Here is a 22,521-nt window from a genome sequence, read left to right on the forward strand (position 1 = left end):
GTCAGAAGATGCGGCCGCCGGCCGCGACGGTCACGATGAGCCCCACCACGATCACCGCGGCCGCGACCACCACGATCAGCGGGATGAGCCACCCCGGTCGCTGCCGCCCCGTCTGCCCGGCCATCAGCCGAGGTCCCGTCGGGTCGCCGCGAGTGTCTGAGTCAGCGTGCGGACCCGCTCGGTGAGCGTGGCCAGCTGGTCGGCGATCCGGTCGGGGGCGGTGCCGCCGACGCCGGCGCGGCTGGCCACCGACCCTTCGACCGTCAGCACCGAGCGCACCTCGGGCGTGAGCAGCGGCGACACCGCGGCGAGCTGCTCATCCGTGACCTCGCTCAGCTCCAGTCCGTTGTCCTCCGCGAACTTGACGAGGCTCCCGGTGATCTCGTGGGCGCTGCGGAACGGGACGTGCTGCTTCACGAGCCATTCCGCCACGTCCGTCGCGAGTGAGAAGCCCTGCGGTGCGAGTTCCGCCATCCGGTCGGTGTGGAATCGCAGCGTGGCCACCATGCCGGTGAACGCCGGGAGCACGACCTCCAGGGTCTGCACCGAGTCGAAGACCGGCTCCTTGTCCTCTTGAAGGTCGCGGTTGTAGGCGAGCGGGAGACCCTTGAGCGTGGTCAGCAGACCGGTCAGATTGCCGATCAGGCGCCCCGCCTTGCCCCGCGCGAGCTCCGCGATGTCGGGATTCTTCTTCTGCGGCATGATCGACGAGCCCGTCGAGTACGCGTCGTCGAGCGTCACGAACCCGAACTCGCGCGTGTTCCAGAGGATGATCTCCTCGGCGAAGCGCGAGAGGTCGACCCCGATCTGGGCGGCGACGAAAGCGAACTCGGCCACGACGTCGCGGGCGGCGGTGCCGTCGATCGAGTTCTCGGAGCTGGAGGCGAAGCCGAGCTCGCGTGCCACCAGCTGCGGGTCGAGCCCGAGCGTCGAACCGGCCAGGGCGCCCGAGCCGTACGGCGAGACGTTCGCCCGGCGATCCCAGTCGGCGAGGCGCTCGAGATCGCGCACCAGCGGCCAGCAGTGCGCCAGCAGGTGGTGGGCGAGCAGCACCGGCTGCGCGTGCTGGAGGTGCGTGCGGCCCGGCATGATCGCCGCGGGATGCGCGTCGGCCTGCGCCGCGATGGCGTCGATCAGTGCGATCAGCCGCTCGGCTATCACGCCGGCGTGGTCGCGCAGGTAGAGCCGCACCAGCGTGGCGATCTGGTCGTTGCGGCTGCGCCCCGCCCGCAGCTTGCCACCGAGGTCGGGTCCCGCGCGCTCGATGAGACCGCGCTCGAGCGCGCCGTGGACGTCCTCGTCGCTCTCCGCCGCGACGAACGCGCCGGACGCGACGTCGGCATCGAGGGAGTCGAGCGCGGCGATCATGCCGGCAAGCTCGTCGTCGGTCAGGTAACCGGCCGCGGCCAGGGCACGCGCGTGGGCTCGGGAGCCGGCGATGTCGTAGGCCGCGAGCTCCCAGTCGAAGTGGGTCGACTTGCTGAGCGCTGCGAGCTCGGCCGACGGGCCGCCGGCGAAGCGTGCGCCCCAGAGCTTGCCCTCGTCGGTCGTTCCCACTCCGTGGTCGCTCATGAAGCGCCCTCCTCGTTCTTCTCCAACAGCCAGGTCAGCAGAGCCTTCTGGGCGTGGAGGCGGTTCTCGGCCTCGTCCCAGATCACCGACTGCGGCCCGTCGATCACGTCGGCGGCGACCTCCAGGCCGCGGTAGGCCGGGAGGCAGTGCAGGAACACGGCGTCCTCCGCTGCCAGCGCCATGAGGGCGGCGTCGACCGTGTAGTCGCCGAAGACGGCGATGCGCTCGGCCTTCTCGTCCTCCTTGCCCATCGACACCCAGGTGTCGGTGATGACGACGTCGGCCCCGGCAGCGGCCTCCCGCGGGTCGGTGAGCACCGCCACCGAACCGCCGGCGCGCTCCGCGATCGCCCGCGCGTCGGCGACGACGTCCTCACTGGGCGCGTACGCAGCCGGTGCGGCGATGCGCACGTGCATGCCGGCGGTCGCGCCGCCGAGCAGGTAGGAGTGCGCCATGTTGCTCGCTCCGTCGCCGAAGAACGCGAGCGTGAGCCCGGCGGTGGCGCCCTTGTGCTCGCGCACCGTCTGCAGGTCGGCGAGGATCTGGCAGGGGTGGAAGTCGTCCGAGAGGGCGTTGACCACGGGAACCCGGGTGCCCTCGGCCATCTCCTCGAGACCGGATTGCGCGTACGTGCGCCACACGATGGCGGACACCATGCGCTCGAGCACGCGGGCGGTGTCGGCGAGCGACTCCTTGCCGCCGAGCTGGCTCTCGCCGCTCTGGATGATGAGCGGGCTTCCGCCGAGATCGGCGATGCCGACCGCGAACGAGACGCGGGTGCGGGTGGACGTCTTGTCGAAGATGACGGCGACGGTCTGGGGGCCGGCGAGCGGCTTCGCTGAGAAGCGGTCGGCCTTCAGGCGCGCGGCCAGCTCGAGCACCTCGAGCTGTTCGGCGGGGCTCAGGTCATCGTCGCGGAGGAAGTGACGGGTCATCGTGATCCTTGGTCTGCGCCGGTGCGGCGCGTACGGGTGGGAGGTCAGAGGGCAGCGAGGGCGCGGCCGAACTTCTCGCGGAACTCCGCGAGCTCGGCGTCGCCGACGATCAGCGGAGGTGCGAGGCGGATGCTCGACTCGTTCGGCGCGTTGATGATGAGCCCCTCGGTGAGCGCCGCATCGGAGAGCCGGTGCGCTTCACCGTCGGTGAGCCCGACTCCGATGAGGAGGCCGGCGCCGCGCACGTCGCCGATCAGCGGCGAGTCGTATGAGCGCAGGAGGGCGCGCAGCTCCTCGCCCCGTCGCCGCGCGTTGCCGATCAGGTCGGCGCGCTCGATCTCGCCGATGACGGCGTTGCCCGCCGCGGTCGCCAGCGGGTTGCCGCCGAAGGTCGAGCCGTGCTGACCCTGCGTGAACAGTTCCGAGGCGCGACCGAAGGTGATCAGCGCGCCGATCGGCACACCGCCGGCGATGCCCTTCGCGACCGTGATGGCGTCGGGAAGGATGTCGGCGTGCTGGTAGGCGAACCAGCGCCCGGTGCGACCGATGCCCGTCTGTATCTCGTCGATGATGAGGAGGGCGCCGTGCTGCTCGGTGAGCTCGCGCGCCCGTTGGAGGAAGCCGTCCGGGAGATCGAGCACGCCCGCCTCCCCCTTGATCGGCTCCACGAAGAGCGCTGCGACCCGGTCGTCGATCGCGGCCTCGAGGGCGTGGATGGTCGAGTCGATGTGCTCGACGCCGCCAGGCAGCGGCTCGAACGCCTCGCGCATCGGCGGCTTGCCGGTGAGGGCGAGCGAGCCCATCGTGCGGCCGTGGAACGCGTTGTTCAGAGCGAGAACTCGTGTTCGCTTGCCGTGCGGCCCCTTGTTGAGCCTGGCCAGCTTGAATGCCGCCTCGTTCGCCTCCGCGCCGGAGTTGCCGAACAGGATGCGGCCCTGCTCGCCCGCGCCTGTGATCGTCCGGAGACGCTCGGCCAGCTCGAGCTGCGGCGGTGTGGAGAAGTAGTTGGACACGTGCGCAAGGGTCGACACCTGGCTGCTCACGGCCTCCACCAGCACGGGGTGGGCGTGGCCGAGCGAGTTGACCGCGATGCCGGCGAGGAAGTCGAGGTACTCGTTGCCGTCGACGTCCCAGACCCGGCAGCCCTCGCCGCGCGCCAGCATCAGCTTGGGCGTGGCGAGCGTGCGCATCATGGCGTCGCCGAAGCGCGGCCTCCAGCGCCCCTCGGTGACCGTTCCCGTGTCGTGCGCGAGCTGTGCGCTCATGCCGGCACCACCTCCGTTCCGATTCCGGACTGCGTGAACACTTCGAGCAGGATCGAATGGGCCACGCGACCGTCGATGATCGCGGCCTTCGGCACGCCGCCGTCGACGGCGTCGAGACAGGCGGACATCTTGGGGATCATGCCCGATTCCAGCGACGGAAGCAGCTCGCGCAGCTCGGCCGCCGCGATCTTGGACAGCAGCGAGTCCCGGTTCGGCCAGTCGCTGTAGAGCCCGGCGACGTCGGTCAGGATGACCAGCTTGGCTGCGCCGAGAGCGACGGCGAGCGCGGCGGCGGCCGCGTCGGCATTGACGTTGAGCGATTGTCCCGGGTCGTCGATGTCCGGAGCGATCGAGGAGACGACCGGGATGCGGCCGGCGTCGAGCTGGGCGAGCACGCCCTCCGGGTTCACGCCGATGACGTCGCCGACGAGACCGAGGTCGACCTCCTCGCCGTCGACGACGGCGCCGCGCTTGCGGCCCTGGAAGAGCCCCGCGTCCTCGCCGGAGAGACCCGCGGCGAGCGGGCCGTGCTTGTTGATGTTGCTCACGATGTCACGGTTGATCTGACCGGTCAGGACCATGCGGACGACGTCCATGGCCTCCGGTGTCGTGACCCGGTAGCCGCCGCGGAACTCGCTGTCGATGCCCAGCCGGTCGAGCATCGACGAGATCTGCGGCCCGCCGCCGTGCACGACGACGGGACGCAGCCCCGCGTAGCGCAGATAGACGATGTCTTCGGCGAACGTGCGCTGCAGCTCCTCGCTCACCATGGCGTTGCCGCCGAACTTCACGACGATGATGCGGTCGTGGAAGGTCTTCAGCCACGGCAGCGACTCGATGAGGGTGGCGGCCTTGGCTGCTGCGGAGGCCCGCTCCGCCGCTTCTGCGGTGTCTTCTGTCGTCGTCATGTCAGCTGGAGTAGGCACTGTTCTCGTGCACGTAGTCGTGGGTCAGGTCGTTGGTGAGGATGGCGGCGCTCGCGTCGCCGGCGTGCAGGTCGATGAGCACGTGCACGGCCCGCGGGGTCAGGTCGACCAGGTCGCGCGGCTGATCCGGCTCCCCCGCCGTGCACACCTGAACGCCGTTGATCGCGACGTCGATGCCGTACGGGTCGAACTCGGCGTCGGTCGTTCCCACGGCGGCCAGCACCCGGCCCCAGTTGGGGTCGTTTCCGAAGATCGCCGCCTTGAAGAGGTTCGAACGCGAGACGGCGCGTCCGACGGTCAAGGCGTCGTCCTCGCTGTGCGCGTTCACGACCTCGATCGTGATGTCGTGGGAGGCGCCCTCGGCGTCCTCCTGCAGCTGCTTCGCGAGGCTCCGGCACACCTCGGTGAGCGCGAGCGTGAACTCGGCGAGGTCGGGCGCGACACCGCTCGCCCCGGAGCCCAGGAGCGCGACGGTGTCGTTGGTCGACATGCAGCCGTCGGAGTCGAGACGGTCGAAGGTGACGCGGGTGGCGGCGCGCAGCGCGCCGTCGAGCTGATCGGAGTCGAGCACGGCATCGGTCGTGATGACGACGAGCATCGTCGCGAGCCCGGGAGCGAGCATGCCGGCTCCCTTGGCCATCCCGCCGACCGCCCAGCCCGCGGTCGAGCGGTGCTCCGCCTGCTTGGGACGGGTGTCGGTGGTCATGATCGCCTCGGCGGCGCCCAGGCCCGAGTCGCCGGCGAGCGCCGTCGCGGCCTGTGCCACGCCGGCCGTCAGCTTGGCGGCGTCGAGCTGCTCGCCGATCAGGCCGGTCGAGCACACCAGCACGTCGCCGGCGGAGATGCCGAGCGCCTCGCCGACGGCCTCCGCCGTGGCGTGGGTGGTCTGAAAGCCGCGTGACCCCGTGTAGCAGTTCGCACCGCCGGAGTTGAGCACGATCGCGGAGACCACGCCGTCGGCGATGACCTGCTTGCTCCAGATCACCGGGTTCGCCTGGCAGCGGTTCGTGGTGAACACGGCGGCCGCCGCGGTGAGCGGCCCGCGATTCTGAACGAGCGCGAGGTCGCGTTTGCCGCTCGACTTGAGCCCGGCGACGACACCGGCGGCCGCGAACCCTTTGGCTGTGGTGACGCTCATGGTGCGACTCCGTTCACGCTCAGACCGGTCGTCTCGGCGAGGCCGAGAGCGATGTTCGCGGACTGGATCGCCGCTCCGGCCGTTCCCTTGTACAGATTGTCGATCGCGAGGACTGTAACGACGCGGCCGGCCGCCTCGTCGAGGGCGACGCCGATCAGGACGGTGTTGGCGCCCAGCACATCCGCGGTGCGCGGCACAGTGCCGGCGGGCAGCACGTGAACGAACGGCTCGTCGGCGTAGGCCGCCTCCCAGGCCTCCTGCACCTGGGCCGCCGTCACCCCCGGCTTCACCCGTGCTGTCGAGGTGGCGAGGATGCCGCGCGACATCGGCACGAGCACCGGCGTGAACGACAGCGTGGGCGCCGTCGCGCCCGCCTTGCGCAGGTTCTGCTGGATCTCCGGGATGTGCCGGTGGCTGCCGCCGACCGCGTAGGGGTTGGCGGAGCCGAGGATCTCGCTCGCGAGGTACATCGTCTTGAGCGACTTGCCCGCGCCGGACGGGCCGACCGCGAGGACGCTCACGATGTCCCGCTCGTCGATGACGCCGGCGTGCAGACCGGGGGCGAGCGCGAGCGACACTGCGCTGGCGTTGCACCCGGGCGCCGCGATCCGGGTCGCCCCGGCGAGACTCGAGCGCTGCTTGGTGCCGTCGGCGCCGATGATCAACTCGGGCACGCCGTAGGCCCAGGAGCCGTGGTGCTCGCCTCCGTAGAAGGCGGCCCAGTCGGCCGGGTCCTCCAGCCGGTGGTCGGCACCGCAGTCGACGACGAGCGTGTCCGACGGCAGCTGCGCGGCGATCTCGCCCGACTTGCCGTGCGGCAGGGCCAGGAAGACGACGTCGTGACCGGAGAGGTTCTCCGCCGTGCTTTCGGTGAGCGTGAGATGGGCGAGCGAACGCAAGTGTGGCTGGTGCGCGACCAGCGGATGCCCGGCGTTCTGGTGGGCGGTGACGGTGCGGACCTCGAAATCGGGATGATCGGCGAGGATGCGCAGCAGCTCGCCGCCCGCGTACCCGGAGGCACCGGCGACGGCAACCGAGAAAGTCATGCTTGTTCCTTGATGAGTGGACGACAGGGGGCCGAGACTCCGGCGGCGCCCACGTCCGACCCGCGAAGGGTCGCCCGAACGCCGCCTAGATTCGGCGGTCGCGCAGGCGTCGGCGCAAGGAGGGGGCACCGACGTTAAGCATGGTGCAACCCTACCGCCCTGGCCCCGCCGGTCGCCAAATCGGTGACTGTCACGCGGATTTGCGGCACGTGTGGCACTACGCGCCGCCCCGTATCGCCACATGTGCCGCACATCTCGTTATGCCGGGCGGCGCCTATTCCCGGATATGCGCTCCGTACAACTCTTCGGCGCGGGCGGCGCCCGCGAGCTTCGCCTCGCTCGCCTCAGCCGCGGTGAGTGTGCGGTCGTCGGCGCGGAAGCGGAGCGCGAAAGTCAGGCTCTTGTGGGCGACCGGCAGCCCGGTTCCGCGGTAGTCGTCGACCAGCCGGATGTCCTCCAGCAGTTCGCCCGCGCCCGCCCGCACGGCGGTCAGCACGTCGCCGGCTGGCACCTCGTCGCGGACCACCAGCGAGAGATCCTGGGTCGCGGCGGGGAAACCGGCGATGACCCTCGCGACGATGTCGGCGGGTGCGACCGCGACCAGCGCGTCGAGGTCGAGCTCGTACAGCGCGACCACGCGCGGGAGGTCGAGTTCCGCCGCGAGCGCCGGCAGCAGCTCGCCGGCGTAGCCGACGACGATCCGCGAGCCGTCCGCGGCGTGCGCCACCAGCTGCGCGGTGCGACCGGGGTGCAGCGCCTGGTGCCGACTCTGCACGGGCTCGACGGCCACTCCGACGGCCGCGGCCGTCTGCTGCACGGCGGCGAGCGCGTCGGCGAGCCCTGCGGCGACCGGCGCCTGGCCCGGCTGCTTCTCCACGGTGTTGCCGACGATCAGGCCGGCGAGATGCCGCGGCTGTGCGGGGATCCCCGCGTTGAGGCCGGCGAGCACGTCATCGGCCGGCAGAGCAGCCCCCGGAGGCAGGTCGGCGCTGCCGAGCTGCTCACCGATCGGCAGGAACACCGTGCCGAGTTCGTACACCCGCACGTCGACCAGGCCGCGCGCCAGGTTGCGCTTGGCGACCTCGAGGAGCCCGGGGATCAGCGAGGTGCGCAGATACGGGGCGGTGGCGTCGAGCGCATTGGCCAACCGCACGGCCGGCACCGGGCCGGCCTCCGGTGAACCGAACAGATCGTTCTGGGCCTCGGAGACGAACGGGAAGGATAGCACCTCGGTCGCGCCGTTGTCGGCGAGCATCTGCGCCACAGCGCGCCGCAGCTTCTGCGCGCGCGACAGGCCGCGCCCGGGAGGCGCGACGGGCAACACCGACGGGATGCGGTCGAAGCCCACGATGCGGGCGACCTCCTCAGCCAGGTCGGACTTGTCGCGCAGGTCCGGGCGCCAGCTCGGCGGCACGACGAGCAGGGCGTCGCCGTCGCTGCTCACCGCTCCGCCGATCTCGGCGAGCGCGCCGCGCACCTCGTCGTCTGTGAAGTCGACCCCGATCAGGTTCGGGATGTAGTCGTTCGGCAGGCGGATCGGCTCGGCGTCCTGCGCCGTGTCCAGCAGCGAGCCGAGCTCGTCGGCGCGACCGCCCGCGAGCTGCTCCAGCAGCTGCACGACGCGAGCGGCGGCCGCCACGGCGACCCGCGGGTCGACTCCCCGCTCGAAGCGCTTCGAGGCCTCGCTCGGCAGCTTGTGCCGGCGCGCGGTGCGGGCGATCGACACCGGGTCGAAGTTGGCGGCCTCCACGAGCACGTTGGTCGTGCCGGCGCCGATCTCGGTTGAGGCTCCGCCCATCACGCCGGCAAGGCCGATCGCGCCGGACCCGTCGGTGATGAGGAGGTCCTCGACGTCGAGTGTGCGCGTCTGATCATCGAGCGTCACGAGGGTCTCGGCCGGGTGGGCGCGTCGCACGACGATGCCGCCGGAGAGCTTGTCGAGGTCGTAGCCGTGGATCGGCTGGCCGAGCTCGAGCATCACGTAGTTGGTGATGTCGACGATGAGCGAGATCGACCGGATGCCGGCGAGCTTCAGGCGCGCGATCATCCACGGCGGGGTGGGGCGCGAGCCGTCGACGTCGCGCACGACGCGGGTCACGAACACGGTCGCTCCCACGCGCCCGCGAATGGGTTCGCGATCGTCGATCGTCACGCTGAACCCGTGCGCGTGCGCGCCCGTCGACTGCACGTGGACAGCCTCCGCCGGGTCGCGGAAGGCCGCGCCGGTCGCGTGCGAGTACTCGCGGGCGATGCCGCGGATCGAGAAGGCGTACCCGCGGTCAGGGGTGACATTGACCTCCACCGCGGTGTCGTCGAGCCCGAGCAGCGAGATCGCGTCGGTGCCGACCTCCGGGTCGAGGCCGAGCGTCGACAGCCGCAGGATGCCGTCATGGTCGTCGCCGAGGCCCAGCTCGCGCGCGGAGGCGATCATGCCGTCGGACACGTGACCGTAAGTCTTGCGCGCGGCGATCGGGAACGGCCCGGGCAGCACCGAGCCCGGCAGCGTCACCACCACCTTGTCGCCGACGAAGAAGTTGCGCGCGCCGCAGACGATGCCGCGGACGTCAGCGCCGCCGTCGGCCGCCTTCTGCCCCTCGGGCGCCACCCGCACCTGGCACCAGCGGATGGTCTTGCCGTTGCTCTGCGGCTCTTCCGCGAACTCCAGCACCTGGCCGACGACCACGGGGCCGCTGATCTCGAAGGTGTGGACGTCCTCCTCTTCGAGACCGACCGACACGAGGGCGGCGTGAACCTCCTCGGCCGTCGTTCCCGGCTCGAGGTCGACGTACTCGCCGAGCCAACTCAGGGGGACGCGCATCAGACCACCATTCCGAACTGCTGGGAGAACCGGACATCGCCCTCGGCCATGTCACGCATGTCTTTGACGTCGTTGCGGAACATCAGTGCCCGCTCCACGCCCATCCCGAACGCGAACCCGGAGTAGACCTCCGGGTCGATGCCCGCAGAGCGCAGCACGTTCGGGTTCACCATGCCGCAGCCGCCCCACTCGATCCAGCGGGCGCCGCCCGTGAAGGTGGGGTGCCAGAGGTCGAGCTCGGCGCTCGGCTCGGTGAACGGGAAGTAGTTGGGGCGCAGCCGCACGCGCGCCTCGTCGCCGAACAGCGCTTTGACGAAATGGTCGAGCGTTCCGCGCAGGTGCGCCATCGTCAGGCCCTTGTCGACGGCGATGCCCTCGACCTGGGTGAACACCGGGAGGTGCGTCGCGTCGAACTCGTCGGTGCGGAACACGCGACCGGGAGCGATGCGGTACACCGGCGGCTCGTCGCCGAGCAGCGCACGCAACTGCACCGGCGAGGTGTGCGTGCGCAGCACCAGGTGCGAATCGGTCGGCTCGACGAAGAAGGTGTCCTGCATCGCCCGCGCGGGGTGGTCGGCGTCGAAGTTGAGCGCGTCGAAGTTGTACCACTCGCTCTCGAGCTCCGGCCCCTCCGCGACCTGCCAGCCCATCCCGACGAAGACGTCGGCGATGCGCTCCTGCAGGAGGCTCAGCGGGTGCCGCGCGCCCGGCGTCCACCGGGTCGGCAGTGCGGTGACGTCGACGGCTTCCGCCGCCAGCCGGGCGGCGTCCTCCGCCGCGGCGATCTCGGTCTCCTTGGCTGCGAACGCCTGGTTGACCCGCCCGCGGGCGCCGCCGACGAGCTTGCCCGCCGCGGCCTTCCGGTCGCCGGGCAGCGAACGGATCGCGGCATTCAACCGGGCGAGCGGCGAACCCTCCGCGGTGTGGTCGTGGCGGACGGCCTTCAGCGCGTCCGAGGTGTCCGCGGCGTCGATCGCGGCGAGCGCCGCAGCGACGGCCGTCTCGACGGACTCCTCGGTGATTTCGGTGGATTCAGACACGGTTCCCCAGTCTAGTCGGCGGACGCGGAGGTCTCATCGGCCTCCGCGGCGGCGGGCGCGTTCAGTGCGGTCGGGGAGGTCACTCCCCCGCGTACACGAGGTACGCGGCCTCCCACAGCCGGTCGGGAGCCGGGACGGTCAGCCCCGCGAGCAGCAGGGTCAGCTGGTCGATCAGCGTGTGCCAGCCCGCCGCGAAGTCGGGCGCCGAGCGCAGCCGCCCGGCGCCGAAGGCATCCTTCACTCCGTCTTGCACGAGCGAGAGCAGCGTGCCGTCGCCGGCCTCTTCCAGGCGGAGGCTCACCGCGGCGTCGCCCCAGCTGAACCGCAGGTGCGCGCGATCCTGGAGGTCGAGGACCTCCAACTCCTGCACGCCGCCCTCGATGTTCTCGTCACCGAGTCGCATGACGTCGCCGGCCCGCAGACGACGCTCGCGCGCGGGATCGTCGGGCCACTCCACCACCGGCCACAACCAGCGACCCACGCGGTCGGGAAGCGTCAGAGCGTCCCAGACCTCGTCGACGGACGCTTCCAGCACCCGTTCGAGAGCGACGGCCGAGCGATCCCCGGTGCGGTCGATCGTCGCGGCGACCAGGCCGGCCTCCTGCCGGCGGTAGTCGTCGAGCGCGGCGTCGAACGCGGCGGGGTCCGCCGCATCGCCGAGGTAGCCGTCATGCTCCTGCGGCGTCGCCTCCCCGCCGAGCGCGCGGGCGAGGTGTGTGAGGACGTCCTGCCAGCCCGCTCCGTAGACGGACGCGGTGACGGCCTGCACGCGACGGTGGGACAGCGTCAGCAGCACTCGGTCGGCGGAGGTGGCCGTGATGGTCGCCTCCAGCTCGGTCGCGGCCTCCGCCTCGCCCGCGCCGCTGAACCGCCAGGTCACCAGGAGGCGCCGCTCGGGCTCGCAGGCGAGCACGCGGCCGTCGACCACCGCGTCGGTCTCCGGTCCCCCCATCTCCAGCCGGAAGCCTTCGGCAGTCGGCTCGAAGCGTCCGATCCACCGCGCCAGCCTCTCCGGCTCGGTGAGCGCGGCCCAGAGTTCCGCGGTCGTCGCCGGGTATTCGCGCTGGACGGTCACCGACCTGCGAGCGCCGTCGAGCGCGATCTCGCCCCACAGGGTCATGATGCCTTCCGCGCGGTCTGAGCCGGGGCGTGTCGCGTCCTTCGTCCGCGCGCGAGCTCCGTGCCGAGGGCGTCGAGCCTCTGCTCCCAGAAGGCGGCGAGTTGGTCGAACCACGCCGCAGCCTCCTGGAGGCCGGCAGGCTCCAGCGCATACACGCGCCGCTGCCCGTCGACCTGGGAGGCCACGACCCCGGCCTCACGCAGCACGCGCAGGTGTCGCGACGCCGCCGGCTGGGTGATGCCGAACTCGTCCGCTGCGAGCGCAGCGAGCTCGCCCGCCGTGCGCTCGCCGCGCGCTAGCAACTCGACGAACCGGCGCCGCACCGGGTCGCCGACCGCCTCCAGACCATCCATGGCAGGAATCTATCAAACCTGCGTTATATAACGCAACCTTTATCGATCAGACCGAGCGCTGGGCGAACGCCGACTCGTACAAGCACACCGACGCGGCCGTGGCGAGGTTCATCGACTCTGCGCGACCGTAGATCGGCACCGTGACCACGCGGTCGACCAGACCGAGCAGTGCGTCATCGAGGCCATGCGCCTCATTGCCGAACACCCAGGCGGTCGGCCGCGCGAGCTGCCCCTCCTGGCGCGCGGCGAGGAGGTCCTCCCCCTTGATGTCGGCAGCCAGCACCTGCAGGCCGGCGGCGTGCGCGCGGTCTACCACGTCGGCGAGGTCGGCGCCCACGGCGACCGGCACGTGGAACAGCGAGCCCGTCGTCGACCGCACCACCTTGGGATTGTAGAGGTCGACGGTGCGGCCGGTGAGCACGACCGCGTCGGCCCCCGCCGAGTCGGCCGCGCGGATGATCGTGCCGGCATTGCCCGGGTCGCGCACCTCCTCCAGCACGGCGACCAGTTGCGGCCCGTCGGCGAAGATGTCACGCACGGAGGTCGGGAATTGCCGGCAGACGGCGACGAAGCCCTGCGGAGTGACGGTATCGGCCATCGTGTCGAGCACATGCTCGGTGACGAACTCGACATCGACTCCGGCCTCCACCGCTGTCTGGGCGATGTCCTGGTAGCGCTCCAGAGCGGTCGGCGTCGCGTACAGTTCGACGACGAGCTCCGGACGGAACGTCAGCGCCTCGGAGACCGCCTGCGGCCCCTCCAGCAGGAAGAGCCCGGTCTCGGCGCGCGCGGGACGTTTGGCCAGCTTCGCAACGGCGCGGACGCGCGGAGAGCGCGGGTTGTCAAGCATGCGCACAGCATATCGGCGCGCGCGCTGCGGAACTCGGTGATCCTTTTGCGCCGCTGTCTCGTGTCATCTCTCAGAACGTCACGACCAGACCTCGGAACCAGACCGAAGGAGACGGACCGATGAGAACACCCATCCGAGCCGCACTGATCGCGGGAGGCGCTGCCATCGCGCTCGCCCTCGGAACGGGCGGCGCCCTGGCGGCGACCGGTGGCGACGACCCCGCGCGGGTGTCCCAGGACGACGGCGTCCGCACGACGACACCGCGTCCGGTGCCGGCGAGCGCCCCGCCCGCGGTTGCGGTCGACGGCCGCAGCGCCGACGACGCCGCCACCCACGACGTCGGCGACGACCACGGCGTGGATGACCCGGCCGCCCACGACGTCGGCGACGACCACGGTGTGGATGACCCGGCCGCCCACGACGTCGGCGACGACCACGGCGTGGATGACCCGGCCGCCCACGAAGTCGGCGACGACCACGGGGGTCACGGCGGCGGGCACGGCTCCCACGACTGATCCCGCGCCCGGGCTTCCGCAACTCCGGAGATCGGCCGCTGAGTTCGTCGGGACTCCGGACTTACGGAACAGGGGGGCGGGAACTCCGGAGGTCGCGGACCGATCCGGCGAGATCTCCGGATCTCCGGACGGACCACCCCCGAAACGACGGACGGCCCGGTCGACGTGAGTCGACCGGGGCCGTCCGGGTGGCGCTGGTTACGCGGCGGCCTTCGGGGCCGAGGTGTCGGCCGGCAGGGCCTTCTTCGCCGTCTCGACGAGCGCGGCGAACGTCGCGGGCTCGTTCACGGCCAGCTCGGCGAGGATGCGGCGGTCCACCTCGACGCCCGCCAGGCCGAGGCCCTGGATGAAGCGGTTGTAGGTGAGGCCGTTGGCGCGGCTCGCAGCGTTGATCCGCTGGATCCAGAGGCGGCGGAAGTCGCCCTTCTTCTGGCGACGGTCGCGGTACGCGTAGACGAGAGAGTGGGTGACCTGCTCCTTCGCCTTGCGGTAGAGGCGCGACCGCTGACCGCGGTAGCCCTCGGCGCGCTCGAGGATGACCCGACGCTTCTTGTGGGCGTTGACAGCCCTCTTCACTCTTGCCATTAGTCGTTATTCCTTACGTGCGTGTCGGGGAGGAGCTCTACTTGCCGATCATCCGGCGGATGACCTTGGCGTCCACCTCGGGGACGACCTGGTCCTGGTTCAGACGGCGGGTGCGGCGGCTGGACTTGAGCTCCAGGTTGTGGCGCATACCGGCCTGCTGCTTCATGACCTTGCCGGTACCGGTGACCTTGAAGCGCTTCTTGGCGCCGGAGTGGGACTTCTGCTTGGGCATTACTTCTCCTCGTTCGTCGCCGGGGCGGGCGAACTCTCGTCGGACTGAGCAGCTTCGGCTGTCTCAGCAACCGCGTCCTGGTCGCGCCCCTGGGCGCGCGCCTTGGAAGCGGCACGTTGTGCGTTGGCCTCGGCCTTGGCCTCGGACTTGTTCTTGAGCGGGCTGATGATCATCACCATGTTGCGACCGTCGATGGTGGGGTTGGACTCCACCTGGCCGAACTCGGCGACGTCCTCCGCGAAGCGCTGCAGCAGGCGCACGCCCTGTTCCGGACGCGACTGCTCGCGGCCCCGGAAGAGGATCATGGCCTTCACCTTGTCACCGGACTTCAGGAAGCCTTCGGCGCGCTTGCGCTTGGTCTCGTAGTCGTGCTTGTCGATCTTGAGGCGGAACCGGACCTCTTTGAGGATGGTGTTCGCCTGGTTGCGCCGGGCCTCTTTGGCCTTCTGCGCAGCCTCGTACTTGAACTTGCCGTAGTCCATGATCTTCGCGACCGGCGGCTTGGAATTGGGCGCGACTTCGACCAGGTCGAGGTCCGCCTCCTGCGCGAGTCGGATGGCGACCTCGATCTTGACGACGCCGACCTGCTCTCCGCTGGGGCCGACGAGTCGAACTTCGGGGACGCGGATACGGTCATTCGTACGGGGTTCGCTGATGTCAGTCTCCTCTGATGAGCGATTCTTCGAGTGCTCGCACCGTCGCGAGACGGTTCGGAGAAAATGTGGATTCCACGCACCAGCGCAGCCCCGCGACCTGATTTTCCCGAAGGATTCAGCTCGTAGGGCTGGTGCAGCACCCTGGCTACCGCCGTGCTGACGCACGTCGGCGGAGTGCAACGACCCGGTAACCTGTAAAACGGTCAAGCGCGGGTGGGAGGAATCTCCACTTTCGTCCCGAGGCAGATGCCCCGGAGCCCGAACGATTCTAGCAGAGGAAAGCAGTGAGCGACACATCCCCCACCCCCGACAGCTTCTCGTACGACGAGGAGGCGATCGCCGACGTCACACGCGACATCGCGGAGGTGCCGGCAGTGGAGGTCATCACCACCACCGCGGTGCACCTGATGAGCGCGGCGGCGGTCAAGGTGGGTCTCGCCGACGACCCGCAGCAGCAGACCGACCTCGACGAGGCCCGCAAGCTGATCGACGCCCTGGCCGGCCTGGTCACGGCGAGCGCACAGCACCTCGGCGACCAGCACGCGCGCAGCCTGCGCGACGGGCTCCGCTCCCTGCAGCTGGCGTTCCGGGAGGCGTCGCCGTTCCCGGACGAGATCGGCAAGGGCCCCGGCGAGAAGTACACCGGACCGGTCAGCTGAGCCGATGGACGCCGCGGCCGTGCGCAGCATCGCTCTCGGGCTCCCCGAGGTCGAGGAGTACGACCACGGCGGCCTCCCCGCGTTCCGGGTGCGCGGCACCCGGTTCGCGACGATGCTCGACCCGGAGTCGTCGACGGTCAACCTGATGCTCGGCGAGGCCGGTACCGCCGCCAACGGAGGAGTTCTGCTCGCGCGACCCGGATATGGCGGCGAACGGAGGACTTCTGCGCCGTGATGGGCGAGCACGCCTCCGTTGCCTGCGGCTGATGGGGAGCGACAGCGGTGAGTCCTCCGTTGCCGACGGGTCAGGCCGCGCGCGTCGCCGCCCGCGCCCGATGCCCGGTGTGGCCCAGCGAGGCCACCACGACGGTGATGGCCGCCGACACCAGTACACCGAGCGAGACGTGCACGAGCAATGCGAGCGCACCGGCTGCGGCTCCCGCCGAGATCAGCGCCACGGCGAGCGCGCGCCGCACCCACAGCGCGCCCGTCCCTCCGGCGAGCCTGCTGTCGGCCGCGAGCCCGGCGAGGGTGGAGGTCACCACCACTGTCGTCACGTCGGCGACTTTGACACGGCGGGCGAGCGCGGCCTGCATACCCATGGCGAAGCCCAGCGCCGAGGTGGCGATCGTGCCGAACACCTCGGGATCGAGGTGGAGGGCGAACGCGAGCACGGCGGCGATCGCCGTGAGGAGGCCCGCGATGAGCCACAGCGTCACCGTCACCCTCCCGGACCAGCCGTCGTCGCGCTTGACGATGCGCGAGCTCGCGACTGCGCCCACCAGGAAGAAGCCGAGCGCGAGCAGCGGCCGCAGGATCGGGAGGGTGGTCGTTCCTGTCAGTGCCATGCCGAGCAGCACCACGTTTCCCGTCATGTTGCCGGTGAAGACGCGGTCGAGACCGAGGTAGCCGACGGCGTCGACGACCCCGGTCGAGAAGGTGAGGGCGAGCATGAGGGCCACGTGCAGCCGATCGGCGTCGGTGCGGCTCAATCGGTGGGAGACGGACATCGAGCACCACCCTATGCGCTGCGGTGCAGACTGGTGCGCATGACGTTCACTCCCCCTCCCGCCGTGACCACCCGCCCGACGTTGTCCGGGACGTTCGGGATGTCGACCTCCACGCACTGGCTGGCGACGGCGAGCGCGCAGGCGGTGCTCGAGCGCGGGGGCAACGCGTTCGACGCCGCGGTGGCGGGCGCTTTCGTGCTGCACGTGGTCGAACCGCACCTGAACGGTCCAGGCGGCGATCTGGTCGCCCTGTTCGCCACGGCGGACGACCCGATGCCGGTCGTGCTCGCCGGCCAAGGACCGGCCCCTGCGGGCGCGACCCGCGAGCACTACCTCGCCGAGGGACTGGAGCTGGTTCCCGGGGCGGGCGCTCTCGCAGCCGCCGTGCCGGGCGCGGTCGACGCGTGGCTCCTGCTCCTGAAGGATCACGGCACCTGGGAGCTCGCCGACGTCCTGGCGTTCGCGATCGGCTATGCGGAGGACGGCCATCCGGTGCTGGAGCGGGTGTGTACGACGATCCGCACCGTGTCCGGGCTGTTCACCGAGCACTGGCCCTCATCGGCGGAGCGCTGGATGCCGGGCGGGCGCGTCCCCAAGCCCGGCGAGCTGATCCGGAACCCGGCGTACGCGCGGGTGCTCCGCGGACTGATCGCGGCGGGCGACGCCTCGTCCTCCCGCGAGGAGCGGGTGGAGGCCGCCCGCACCGAGTGGGCGACCGGCCTGGTCGCGCGGGAGGCGTCCGCGTTCGCGCGCATCCCCCACCGGCACTCCCCCGGCACCGACCACGCCGGGGTGATCGCGGAGGCCGACTTCGCCGCGTTCCGCGCCGGCTACGAGCCGGCGACGACGCTGGAGTTCCGCGGGTTCACGATCGCCAAGACCGGAGCATGGGGCCAGGGGCCCGCTCTGCTGGAGACGCTGGCCATCCTCGACGGCTTCGACGACGACCGCCTCGATCCGTCGTCGGAGCTGGGCGCGCACACGATCCTGGAGGCCCAGAAGCTCGCCTACGCCGATCGCGACGCCTACTTCGGCGACGCCGGCCAGGACGACGACGTACCGGTGTCCGAGCTGCTGTCGCCGTCCTACATCGCCGAACGGCGCGCGCTGATCGGCGAGCGCGCCTCCGCCGAGTTCCGGCCGGGACGGGTCGCCGGCGCCGAGCCATTCATCCCCCCGCTTCGCGTGGAGTACACCCCGCCCGGGTCGGCGGCGATCGCGGGGGCCGGTGAGCCGACCGTGACGCGCACGGGTGTGACGCGCGGCGACACCTGCCACCTCGACGTCGTCGACCGGTGGGGCAACATCGTCTCGGCGACGCCGTCGGGAGGCTGGCTGCAGTCGTCCCCGACCATCCCCGCACTCGGTTTCTGCCTCGGGACGCGCCTGCAGATGACCTGGCTGGAGGAGGGCTCGGCGTCGACCCTCCGGCCCGGGAGGCGACCGCGCACGACGCTCACCCCGACCCTGGTGCTGCGCGACGGAGTGCCCGTGACGGCGCTCGGCTCGCCGGGCGGCGACCAGCAGGACCAGTGGCAGCTGCTGTACCTGCTGCGGACGATCGTCGGCGGCTACACGCCGCAGCAGGCGATCGATGCCCCGGCGCTGCACACCACTTCCATCGCGGAATCGTTCTGGCCGCGCACGTGGGTACCCGGCGGAGCGGTGGTGGAGGCGCGGCTCGGCGACGAGGTGATCGCCGGGCTGGAGGCGCGTGGCCATGTGGTGACGCGCGCCGGCGGCTGGACGCTGGGCCGGCTCTCGTCGGTCGGCCGCGACCCCGAGACCGGCGTGCTGTCGGCTGCGGCGAACCCGCGCGGAATGCAGGGGTACGCAGCGGGGCGTTGACGAGGGGTCGGGCCACGCACCGTCACCAGACCGGCGGCCGGCGCCTCTCCCAGTGCAGCCGGCGCTCCAACTGCGCGGCCAGCGAGAGCAGCGTACGCTCCCCTCCCGGCCTGCCGATGAGTTGCACGCCCATCGGCAGGCCCTCGTCCGTCTGGAGCACCGGCACGACGATCCCGGGCAGTCCGGTGACGTTCAGCATCGAGGTGAACGGGGTGTAGAGCACCTGCTGCTCGAAATTGCGCTCGCCGTCCTCCTGGTCGTACCAGCCGATCGGCCGCGGGGTGAGGGCGAGGGCCGGCGTGAGGACGGCGTCGAAGGACGCGAGCTGCCGGATGAACGAGCGCTCGTAGGCTGTCAGCGCGCTGAGCGCCTCGCTCAGCTCGCGGGCGCGGAGGGACCGGCCGCGCTGCACGAGCCAGGCCGTCAGCGGCTCCAGGAGGTCGAGGGTCTCGCCTTCGGCTGGGATGCGGGCCGCGCCCGCCTGCCAGATCGTGCGGAACGCCGGGGCGTACGTCGGGTCCGGCTCGAGGGCGGTCTCCTCGATGCCGTGTCCCAGCGACGCGAAGGCGTCGACCGCGGCGTCCATCGCGGCCCGCGCCTCCAGTGCGATGACCACGTCGTAGGCGTCGTCCCACGCCGACGTGGTCATGACGCCGAGCTGGAAGCGTCCCTCCCCGCGCACGGCCGTGCCGAGGAAGGGGCCGTCGTCGTCGTAGGGCGCGCGCAGCGTGTAGTGATGGTCGATCCGGCCGCCCACTCGCGCGATCATCCCGTCCAGGAGGAGGGCGGCGTCCGCTGTCGTGCGCGCGAGCGGGCCGGCGACGACGAGGCCGGCGAGGGAGTCGATCCCGCTTCCGGCCGGCACCAGCCCGCGCGACGGCTTGAGCCCGACGAGGCCGCACGCGGCGGCCGGGATCCGCACGGATCCGCCGCCGTCGGAGCCCGGGGCGAACGGCAGCATCCCGCTCGCGACCGCGACCGCGGCGCCGCCGCTGGAGCCTCCCGATCCGAGCTCCGGGTTCCACGGATTGCGGGCGGGGGGCGCGGCGAGCGACTCGGTGTAGGCGGGGAGGCCGAACTCCGGCGCGTTCGTCTTGCCGAGGCTCACCGCCCCCGCGGCGTCCAGGGTCTCCACGAGCTCGTCGGAGGTGTCGGGCACGAAGCCGGCCATCACCCGCGAGCCGAATCCGGCGGGGACTCCGGCGCGCAGCCACAGGTCCTTGTCGCCGGAGGGCAGCCCCCACAGCGGCGCGGTCCTGGGGACGCGCGCGGCCACCTCGTCCGCCCGGGCGAGCGCCTGATCGCGCGTGACGGTCACGAAAGCGCCGAGCTGCGGGTTCAGCCGCTCGATGCGTTCCAGGTAGTGGGAGGCCAGCTCCCGGGGCGAGACGCGTCCCGCCTGCAGCTCCTGCCACAACTCCAGCGCCGTCAGCTCATGCAGTTCCGCCATCCCCCCACGCTAGGCCGAGATGTGCGGCACATGTCGCGATCGAGGGCCTCAGAGACGACATTTGCCGCAAATCCCCTTGACAAGCGCGCCGACTGGTTACATGGTTAGTTACATGACTAATGAACCCATGAGGTTCGGATGATCGAAGAAGGCAAGCCGATCTTCGTCCAGATCGCCGAGCAGATCGAGAACGACATCATCGACGGCGTCTACCCGCCCGAGACACAGGTGCCGTCCACGAACGAGTTCGCGGCCTTCTACCGGATCAACCCGGCCACGGCCGGCAAAGGCGTCAATCTTCTCGTCGACGACGGGATCCTCTACAAGAAACGAGGCATCGGCATGTTCGTCTCCGACGGCGCGCGCGAACGGCTCGTCGCCAAACGGCGCGAGGCGTTCCGCGACGAATACCTCCGGCCCCTGCTCGCCGAAGCGGCGAAGCTCGGGATCGGACCCGACCAGATCAGCCAGATGATCCAGAACGAAGGAGTCAGCGCATGAGCCCGGCCCCGGTACCGACCTCCATCGTCCCCGCGGTGCAGGTGTCCGACGTGACCAAGAGGTTCGGATCGTTCACGGCGATCGACGACGTCTCGGTCACCATCACACCGAACCGCATCCACGGACTGCTCGGTCGCAACGGCGCGGGCAAGACGACCCTGATGCAGCTCATCACCGGCCAGGACTTCGTCAGCGCCGGCGACATCCAGGTCTTCGGCCGGAAACCCACCGAGAACGCACGCGTGCTGCAGAACATCTGCTTCATCAAAGAGAGCCAGCGCTATCCGGAGGACTTCCAGCCGCGTCACGTGTTCCGCAGCGCGCCGTGGTTCTTCGAGAACTGGGACGCCGACCTGGCCGACCGGCTCATCGAGGACTTCCGCGTTCCCCTGACCCGACGGATGAAGAAGCTCTCCCGCGGCCAGCTCTCGGCGGTCGGCGTGATCGTCGGCCTCGCCTCCCGGGCGCCGCTGACATTCTTCGACGAGCCCTATCTCGGGCTCGACGCCGTCGCCCGGCAGCTGTTCTACGACCGGCTCCTCGAAGACTTCGCGGAGCACCCGCGCACCGTCGTGCTGTCCACGCACCTGATCGACGAGGTCGCGAACCTCCTCGAGCACGTCATCGTCATCGATCAGGGCCGCATCCTGATGGACGACGACGCGGAGGCGCTGCGTGCATCAGCCACGACGGTCGTCGGGCCGCGCGGAGCGGTCGACGCCTTCGTCAGCACCCGCGAAGTGCTGCACCGGGAGGGCATCGGGGGCCTTGCGTCCGTGACCGTGGCGGGCCTCGGCGCCGCCGAGCGAGCGGAGGCGACCACGGCCGGCCTCGAACTCGCGCCGGTGTCCCTCCAGCAACTCATCGTCCGCAAGACCAACGTCCGTGAGACAGAATTCGAGCAGAGCGCATGACCGCCATCAGCCACGACTCCGGCGCCCCGGCGCAGCAGGCCGCGCCCGGATCGGGGACGCGCATCTGGCGCGTCGTCCGGCTCAACCTGGTGAACAAGTGGACCACGATCTGGGTGCCGGTGATGATCATGTTCTTCATCTGGCTGGTCAACTGGCTGATCTGGTGGATCATCTGGGGCGCGACCGAACCGGCCGGCCGCGCGAGGGCCATGGACGGGACGCAGTGGAGCGGCGGAGGCTTCTACATCTTCGTCTACATGCTCGTCGTGGGCATCCAGGTGATCTCGGCGACGTTCCCCTTCGCCCTCGGCTACAGCGTCACCCGGCGCGACTTCTCGCTCGGCTCCGGCCTGACGTTCCTCCTCCTCTCGGCCGGCTACGCGATCGGGTTCACCGTGCTGTCGTACGTCGAGGAGTGGACGAACGGCTGGGGCCTGGGCGGCCACCTGTTCACCTCGGTGTACTTCGCGGGCGAGTCCTTCGCCGGGAGGCTGTTCATCGTCTTCAGCGGCATGCTGTTCTTCTTCGCCGTCGGGGCGTTCTCGGCCGCGCTGTTCATGCGCTGGCGGATGTACGGCGTCCTCGCCATCCTGGCGCTCCTCGTGCTCCTCATGGTCGGCGCCGCCGCCTTGATTACTTTCACCGGCAGCTGGCAGGCGGTCGGCGACTGGTTCGTCGCCAGCGGCCCGGTCGGAGTCACCGCGTGGCTGCTGGTGCCGACCGTGCTCGCGGCCCTGGCAGGGTTCGCGGTGCTCGGGAGGGCGACGCCGCGCAGCTGACCGCCCGCGCGATCACCGGGCAGACATGGACGTGGCCGGGAGCGTTGCGCTCCCGGCCACGGTTTCGGCCATCTCGACTTGCAGTCCGGGGAAGCGACCGCGGACGAGCTCACCCTGACGCTCGTGCTGCGCGACGGCGTGCACGGGCAGGGCTGCCCTGCCGCGCCGACGTGGACAACAGAGGAGAACGGGTGCGACGCGCGGCTGTGGAACAGTCAGCAGCGCCGTCACCTCACGGAGTTCCACGGGGCCGCGCTGCCTCCACGATTTGACCCCCGACATCGGCCGCCGATATCGTAATCCGAATGC

The 22,521-nt window shown here is 70.8% G+C and carries 24 protein-coding genes; 7 read left to right on the forward strand and 17 right to left on the reverse strand.

Annotation, left to right across the window (positions count from 1 at the left end; all coding sequences use genetic code 11):
* Position 1: 1 nt before the first annotated feature.
* The 12 genes from Q0Q23_RS12980 to Q0Q23_RS13035 form a co-directional block, all read right to left on the reverse strand.
* Complete coding sequence (locus Q0Q23_RS12980) at positions 2–124, reverse strand: hypothetical protein (RefSeq protein ID WP_295124402.1); 123 nt, start codon at positions 122–124, stop codon at positions 2–4.
* The gene (gene argH / locus Q0Q23_RS12985) at positions 124–1,572 is read right to left on the reverse strand and encodes an argininosuccinate lyase (RefSeq protein ID WP_295124405.1); all 1,449 of its coding nucleotides are present in this window, start codon (positions 1,570–1,572) and stop codon (positions 124–126) included. Before argH ends, Q0Q23_RS12980 begins: the two co-directional genes overlap by 1 nt.
* Positions 1,569–2,507, reverse strand: coding sequence for an ornithine carbamoyltransferase (gene argF / locus Q0Q23_RS12990; protein ID WP_295124410.1), 939 nt, complete (start codon positions 2,505–2,507; stop codon positions 1,569–1,571). Before argF ends, argH begins: the two co-directional genes overlap by 4 nt.
* Positions 2,508–2,551: 44 nt before the next feature.
* Positions 2,552–3,772 (reverse strand): acetylornithine transaminase, encoded by a 1,221-nt coding sequence (locus Q0Q23_RS12995; RefSeq protein WP_295124413.1) that lies wholly within the window; start codon positions 3,770–3,772, stop codon positions 2,552–2,554.
* Positions 3,769–4,680: an acetylglutamate kinase gene (gene argB / locus Q0Q23_RS13000; RefSeq protein ID WP_295124416.1), complete on the reverse strand. Its 912-nt coding sequence runs from the start codon at positions 4,678–4,680 to the stop codon at positions 3,769–3,771. Before argB ends, Q0Q23_RS12995 begins: the two co-directional genes overlap by 4 nt.
* A 1-nt stretch (position 4,681) precedes the next feature.
* The gene (argJ, locus tag Q0Q23_RS13005; protein WP_295124419.1) at positions 4,682–5,836 is read right to left on the reverse strand and encodes a bifunctional glutamate N-acetyltransferase/amino-acid acetyltransferase ArgJ; all 1,155 of its coding nucleotides are present in this window, start codon (positions 5,834–5,836) and stop codon (positions 4,682–4,684) included.
* Entirely contained in the window at positions 5,833–6,882 is a 1,050-nt protein-coding gene (argC, locus tag Q0Q23_RS13010; protein WP_295124422.1) for an N-acetyl-gamma-glutamyl-phosphate reductase, read from the reverse strand. Before argC ends, argJ begins: the two co-directional genes overlap by 4 nt.
* Positions 6,883–7,156: 274 nt before the next feature.
* A complete protein-coding gene (gene pheT, locus Q0Q23_RS13015; protein ID WP_295124426.1) occupies positions 7,157–9,700 on the reverse strand; it encodes a phenylalanine--tRNA ligase subunit beta in 2,544 nt (847 codons plus the stop codon).
* The gene (gene pheS, locus Q0Q23_RS13020) at positions 9,700–10,740 is read right to left on the reverse strand and encodes a phenylalanine--tRNA ligase subunit alpha (protein WP_295124430.1); all 1,041 of its coding nucleotides are present in this window, start codon (positions 10,738–10,740) and stop codon (positions 9,700–9,702) included. The genes pheT and pheS overlap by 1 nt, the downstream gene beginning before the upstream one ends.
* 79 nt (positions 10,741–10,819) lie before the next feature.
* Positions 10,820–11,860: an SRPBCC domain-containing protein gene (locus Q0Q23_RS13025; RefSeq protein ID WP_295124433.1), complete on the reverse strand. Its 1,041-nt coding sequence runs from the start codon at positions 11,858–11,860 to the stop codon at positions 10,820–10,822.
* A complete protein-coding gene (locus Q0Q23_RS13030) occupies positions 11,857–12,213 on the reverse strand; it encodes a helix-turn-helix transcriptional regulator (protein WP_295124436.1) in 357 nt (118 codons plus the stop codon). The genes Q0Q23_RS13025 and Q0Q23_RS13030 overlap by 4 nt, the downstream gene beginning before the upstream one ends.
* Positions 12,214–12,259: 46 nt before the next feature.
* Positions 12,260–13,063 (reverse strand): RNA methyltransferase, encoded by an 804-nt coding sequence (locus Q0Q23_RS13035; protein ID WP_295124439.1) that lies wholly within the window; start codon positions 13,061–13,063, stop codon positions 12,260–12,262.
* Between the two features lie 119 nt (positions 13,064–13,182).
* On the opposite strand from Q0Q23_RS13035, the gene Q0Q23_RS13040 reads away from it, so the two are divergent.
* Positions 13,183–13,578, forward strand: coding sequence for a hypothetical protein (locus Q0Q23_RS13040; RefSeq protein WP_295124442.1), 396 nt, complete (start codon positions 13,183–13,185; stop codon positions 13,576–13,578).
* Positions 13,579–13,776: 198 nt separating this feature from the next.
* On the opposite strand, the gene rplT is transcribed toward Q0Q23_RS13040, so the two are convergent.
* From rplT to infC, 3 genes are read right to left on the reverse strand one after another with little or no spacing between them, the layout of a single operon-like run.
* Positions 13,777–14,163, reverse strand: a complete 387-nt coding sequence (gene rplT / locus Q0Q23_RS13045; protein WP_179607448.1) for a 50S ribosomal protein L20 — start codon at positions 14,161–14,163, stop codon at positions 13,777–13,779.
* A 37-nt stretch (positions 14,164–14,200) separates the two neighbouring features.
* Complete coding sequence (gene rpmI, locus Q0Q23_RS13050) at positions 14,201–14,395, reverse strand: 50S ribosomal protein L35 (RefSeq protein ID WP_295124448.1); 195 nt, start codon at positions 14,393–14,395, stop codon at positions 14,201–14,203.
* Positions 14,395–15,051, reverse strand: a complete 657-nt coding sequence (gene infC / locus Q0Q23_RS13055) for a translation initiation factor IF-3 (protein ID WP_295124509.1) — start codon at positions 15,049–15,051, stop codon at positions 14,395–14,397. The genes rpmI and infC overlap by 1 nt, the downstream gene beginning before the upstream one ends.
* Before the next feature lie 335 nt (positions 15,052–15,386).
* Here infC and Q0Q23_RS13060 point away from each other — a divergent pair, with 335 nt between their 5' ends.
* Together Q0Q23_RS13060 and Q0Q23_RS13065 are read left to right on the forward strand one after the other, a co-directional pair.
* Positions 15,387–15,710 carry a DUF1844 domain-containing protein gene (locus Q0Q23_RS13060; RefSeq protein ID WP_295124512.1) on the forward strand — a complete coding sequence of 108 codons (324 nt, stop codon included), beginning with the start codon at positions 15,387–15,389 and terminating at the stop codon, positions 15,708–15,710.
* A gap of 4 nt (positions 15,711–15,714) precedes the next feature.
* Positions 15,715–15,945 carry an MmcQ/YjbR family DNA-binding protein gene (locus Q0Q23_RS13065; protein WP_295124451.1) on the forward strand — a complete coding sequence of 77 codons (231 nt, stop codon included), beginning with the start codon at positions 15,715–15,717 and terminating at the stop codon, positions 15,943–15,945.
* Positions 15,946–16,015: 70 nt separating this feature from the next.
* Here the strand turns inward: Q0Q23_RS13065 and Q0Q23_RS13070 are convergent, their stop codons facing one another.
* Positions 16,016–16,720: a YoaK family protein gene (locus tag Q0Q23_RS13070; protein WP_295124455.1), complete on the reverse strand. Its 705-nt coding sequence runs from the start codon at positions 16,718–16,720 to the stop codon at positions 16,016–16,018.
* Positions 16,721–16,759: 39 nt separating this feature from the next.
* Here Q0Q23_RS13070 and Q0Q23_RS13075 point away from each other — a divergent pair, with 39 nt between their 5' ends.
* Positions 16,760–18,568: a gamma-glutamyltransferase family protein gene (locus tag Q0Q23_RS13075; RefSeq protein WP_295124458.1), complete on the forward strand. Its 1,809-nt coding sequence runs from the start codon at positions 16,760–16,762 to the stop codon at positions 18,566–18,568.
* A 22-nt stretch (positions 18,569–18,590) separates the two neighbouring features.
* Here Q0Q23_RS13075 and Q0Q23_RS13080 read toward each other — a convergent pair whose 3' ends face one another.
* On the reverse strand, positions 18,591–20,018 hold the full coding sequence (locus tag Q0Q23_RS13080) for an amidase (RefSeq protein WP_295124461.1): 1,428 nt from the start codon (positions 20,016–20,018) through the stop codon (positions 18,591–18,593).
* A 138-nt stretch (positions 20,019–20,156) separates the two neighbouring features.
* Here Q0Q23_RS13080 and Q0Q23_RS13085 point away from each other — a divergent pair, with 138 nt between their 5' ends.
* Genes Q0Q23_RS13085 through Q0Q23_RS13095 form a run of 3 tightly spaced genes read left to right on the forward strand, consistent with a single transcriptional unit; the run spans position 20,157 to position 22,212 of the window.
* Positions 20,157–20,519, forward strand: a complete 363-nt coding sequence (locus Q0Q23_RS13085; RefSeq protein ID WP_295124464.1) for a GntR family transcriptional regulator — start codon at positions 20,157–20,159, stop codon at positions 20,517–20,519.
* Positions 20,516–21,433, forward strand: a complete 918-nt coding sequence (locus Q0Q23_RS13090; RefSeq protein WP_295124467.1) for an ABC transporter ATP-binding protein — start codon at positions 20,516–20,518, stop codon at positions 21,431–21,433. Before Q0Q23_RS13085 ends, Q0Q23_RS13090 begins: the two co-directional genes overlap by 4 nt.
* Complete coding sequence (locus tag Q0Q23_RS13095) at positions 21,430–22,212, forward strand: hypothetical protein (RefSeq protein ID WP_295124470.1); 783 nt, start codon at positions 21,430–21,432, stop codon at positions 22,210–22,212. Before Q0Q23_RS13090 ends, Q0Q23_RS13095 begins: the two co-directional genes overlap by 4 nt.
* Positions 22,213–22,521 lie beyond the last annotated feature (309 nt).

The organism is uncultured Leifsonia sp. (genome assembly GCF_945957465.1).
In the GTDB taxonomy this organism is placed as follows: Bacteria; Actinomycetota; Actinomycetes; order Actinomycetales; family Microbacteriaceae; genus Leifsonia.

What these genes read in the sequence shown, in the direction of transcription:
- rplT (WP_179607448.1), bottom strand. Translation starts at nt 14,163, where the DNA reads ATGGCAAGAGTGAAGAGGGCTGTCAACGCCCACAAGAAGCGTCGGGTC.
- argH (WP_295124405.1), bottom strand. Translation starts at nt 1,572, where the DNA reads ATGAGCGACCACGGAGTGGGAACGACCGACGAGGGCAAGCTCTGGGGC.
- Q0Q23_RS13070 (WP_295124455.1), bottom strand. Translation starts at nt 16,720, where the DNA reads ATGTCCGTCTCCCACCGATTGAGCCGCACCGACGCCGATCGGCTGCAC.
- pheT (WP_295124426.1), bottom strand. Translation starts at nt 9,700, where the DNA reads ATGCGCGTCCCCCTGAGTTGGCTCGGCGAGTACGTCGACCTCGAGCCG.
- rpmI (WP_295124448.1), bottom strand. Translation starts at nt 14,395, where the DNA reads ATGCCCAAGCAGAAGTCCCACTCCGGCGCCAAGAAGCGCTTCAAGGTC.
- Q0Q23_RS13035 (WP_295124439.1), bottom strand. Translation starts at nt 13,063, where the DNA reads ATGCTTGACAACCCGCGCTCTCCGCGCGTCCGCGCCGTTGCGAAGCTG.
- argF (WP_295124410.1), bottom strand. Translation starts at nt 2,507, where the DNA reads ATGACCCGTCACTTCCTCCGCGACGATGACCTGAGCCCCGCCGAACAG.
- argB (WP_295124416.1), bottom strand. Translation starts at nt 4,680, where the DNA reads ATGACGACGACAGAAGACACCGCAGAAGCGGCGGAGCGGGCCTCCGCA.
- Q0Q23_RS13040 (WP_295124442.1), top strand. Translation starts at nt 13,183, where the DNA reads ATGAGAACACCCATCCGAGCCGCACTGATCGCGGGAGGCGCTGCCATC.
- Q0Q23_RS13075 (WP_295124458.1), top strand. Translation starts at nt 16,760, where the DNA reads ATGACGTTCACTCCCCCTCCCGCCGTGACCACCCGCCCGACGTTGTCC.
- Q0Q23_RS13080 (WP_295124461.1), bottom strand. Translation starts at nt 20,018, where the DNA reads ATGGCGGAACTGCATGAGCTGACGGCGCTGGAGTTGTGGCAGGAGCTG.
- Q0Q23_RS13030 (WP_295124436.1), bottom strand. Translation starts at nt 12,213, where the DNA reads ATGGATGGTCTGGAGGCGGTCGGCGACCCGGTGCGGCGCCGGTTCGTC.
- Q0Q23_RS13065 (WP_295124451.1), top strand. Translation starts at nt 15,715, where the DNA reads ATGGACGCCGCGGCCGTGCGCAGCATCGCTCTCGGGCTCCCCGAGGTC.
- argJ (WP_295124419.1), bottom strand. Translation starts at nt 5,836, where the DNA reads ATGAGCGTCACCACAGCCAAAGGGTTCGCGGCCGCCGGTGTCGTCGCC.
- Q0Q23_RS13025 (WP_295124433.1), bottom strand. Translation starts at nt 11,860, where the DNA reads ATGACCCTGTGGGGCGAGATCGCGCTCGACGGCGCTCGCAGGTCGGTG.
- Q0Q23_RS12995 (WP_295124413.1), bottom strand. Translation starts at nt 3,772, where the DNA reads ATGAGCGCACAGCTCGCGCACGACACGGGAACGGTCACCGAGGGGCGC.
- Q0Q23_RS13085 (WP_295124464.1), top strand. Translation starts at nt 20,157, where the DNA reads ATGATCGAAGAAGGCAAGCCGATCTTCGTCCAGATCGCCGAGCAGATC.
- Q0Q23_RS12980 (WP_295124402.1), bottom strand. Translation starts at nt 124, where the DNA reads ATGGCCGGGCAGACGGGGCGGCAGCGACCGGGGTGGCTCATCCCGCTG.
- argC (WP_295124422.1), bottom strand. Translation starts at nt 6,882, where the DNA reads ATGACTTTCTCGGTTGCCGTCGCCGGTGCCTCCGGGTACGCGGGCGGC.
- Q0Q23_RS13090 (WP_295124467.1), top strand. Translation starts at nt 20,516, where the DNA reads ATGAGCCCGGCCCCGGTACCGACCTCCATCGTCCCCGCGGTGCAGGTG.
- Q0Q23_RS13095 (WP_295124470.1), top strand. Translation starts at nt 21,430, where the DNA reads ATGACCGCCATCAGCCACGACTCCGGCGCCCCGGCGCAGCAGGCCGCG.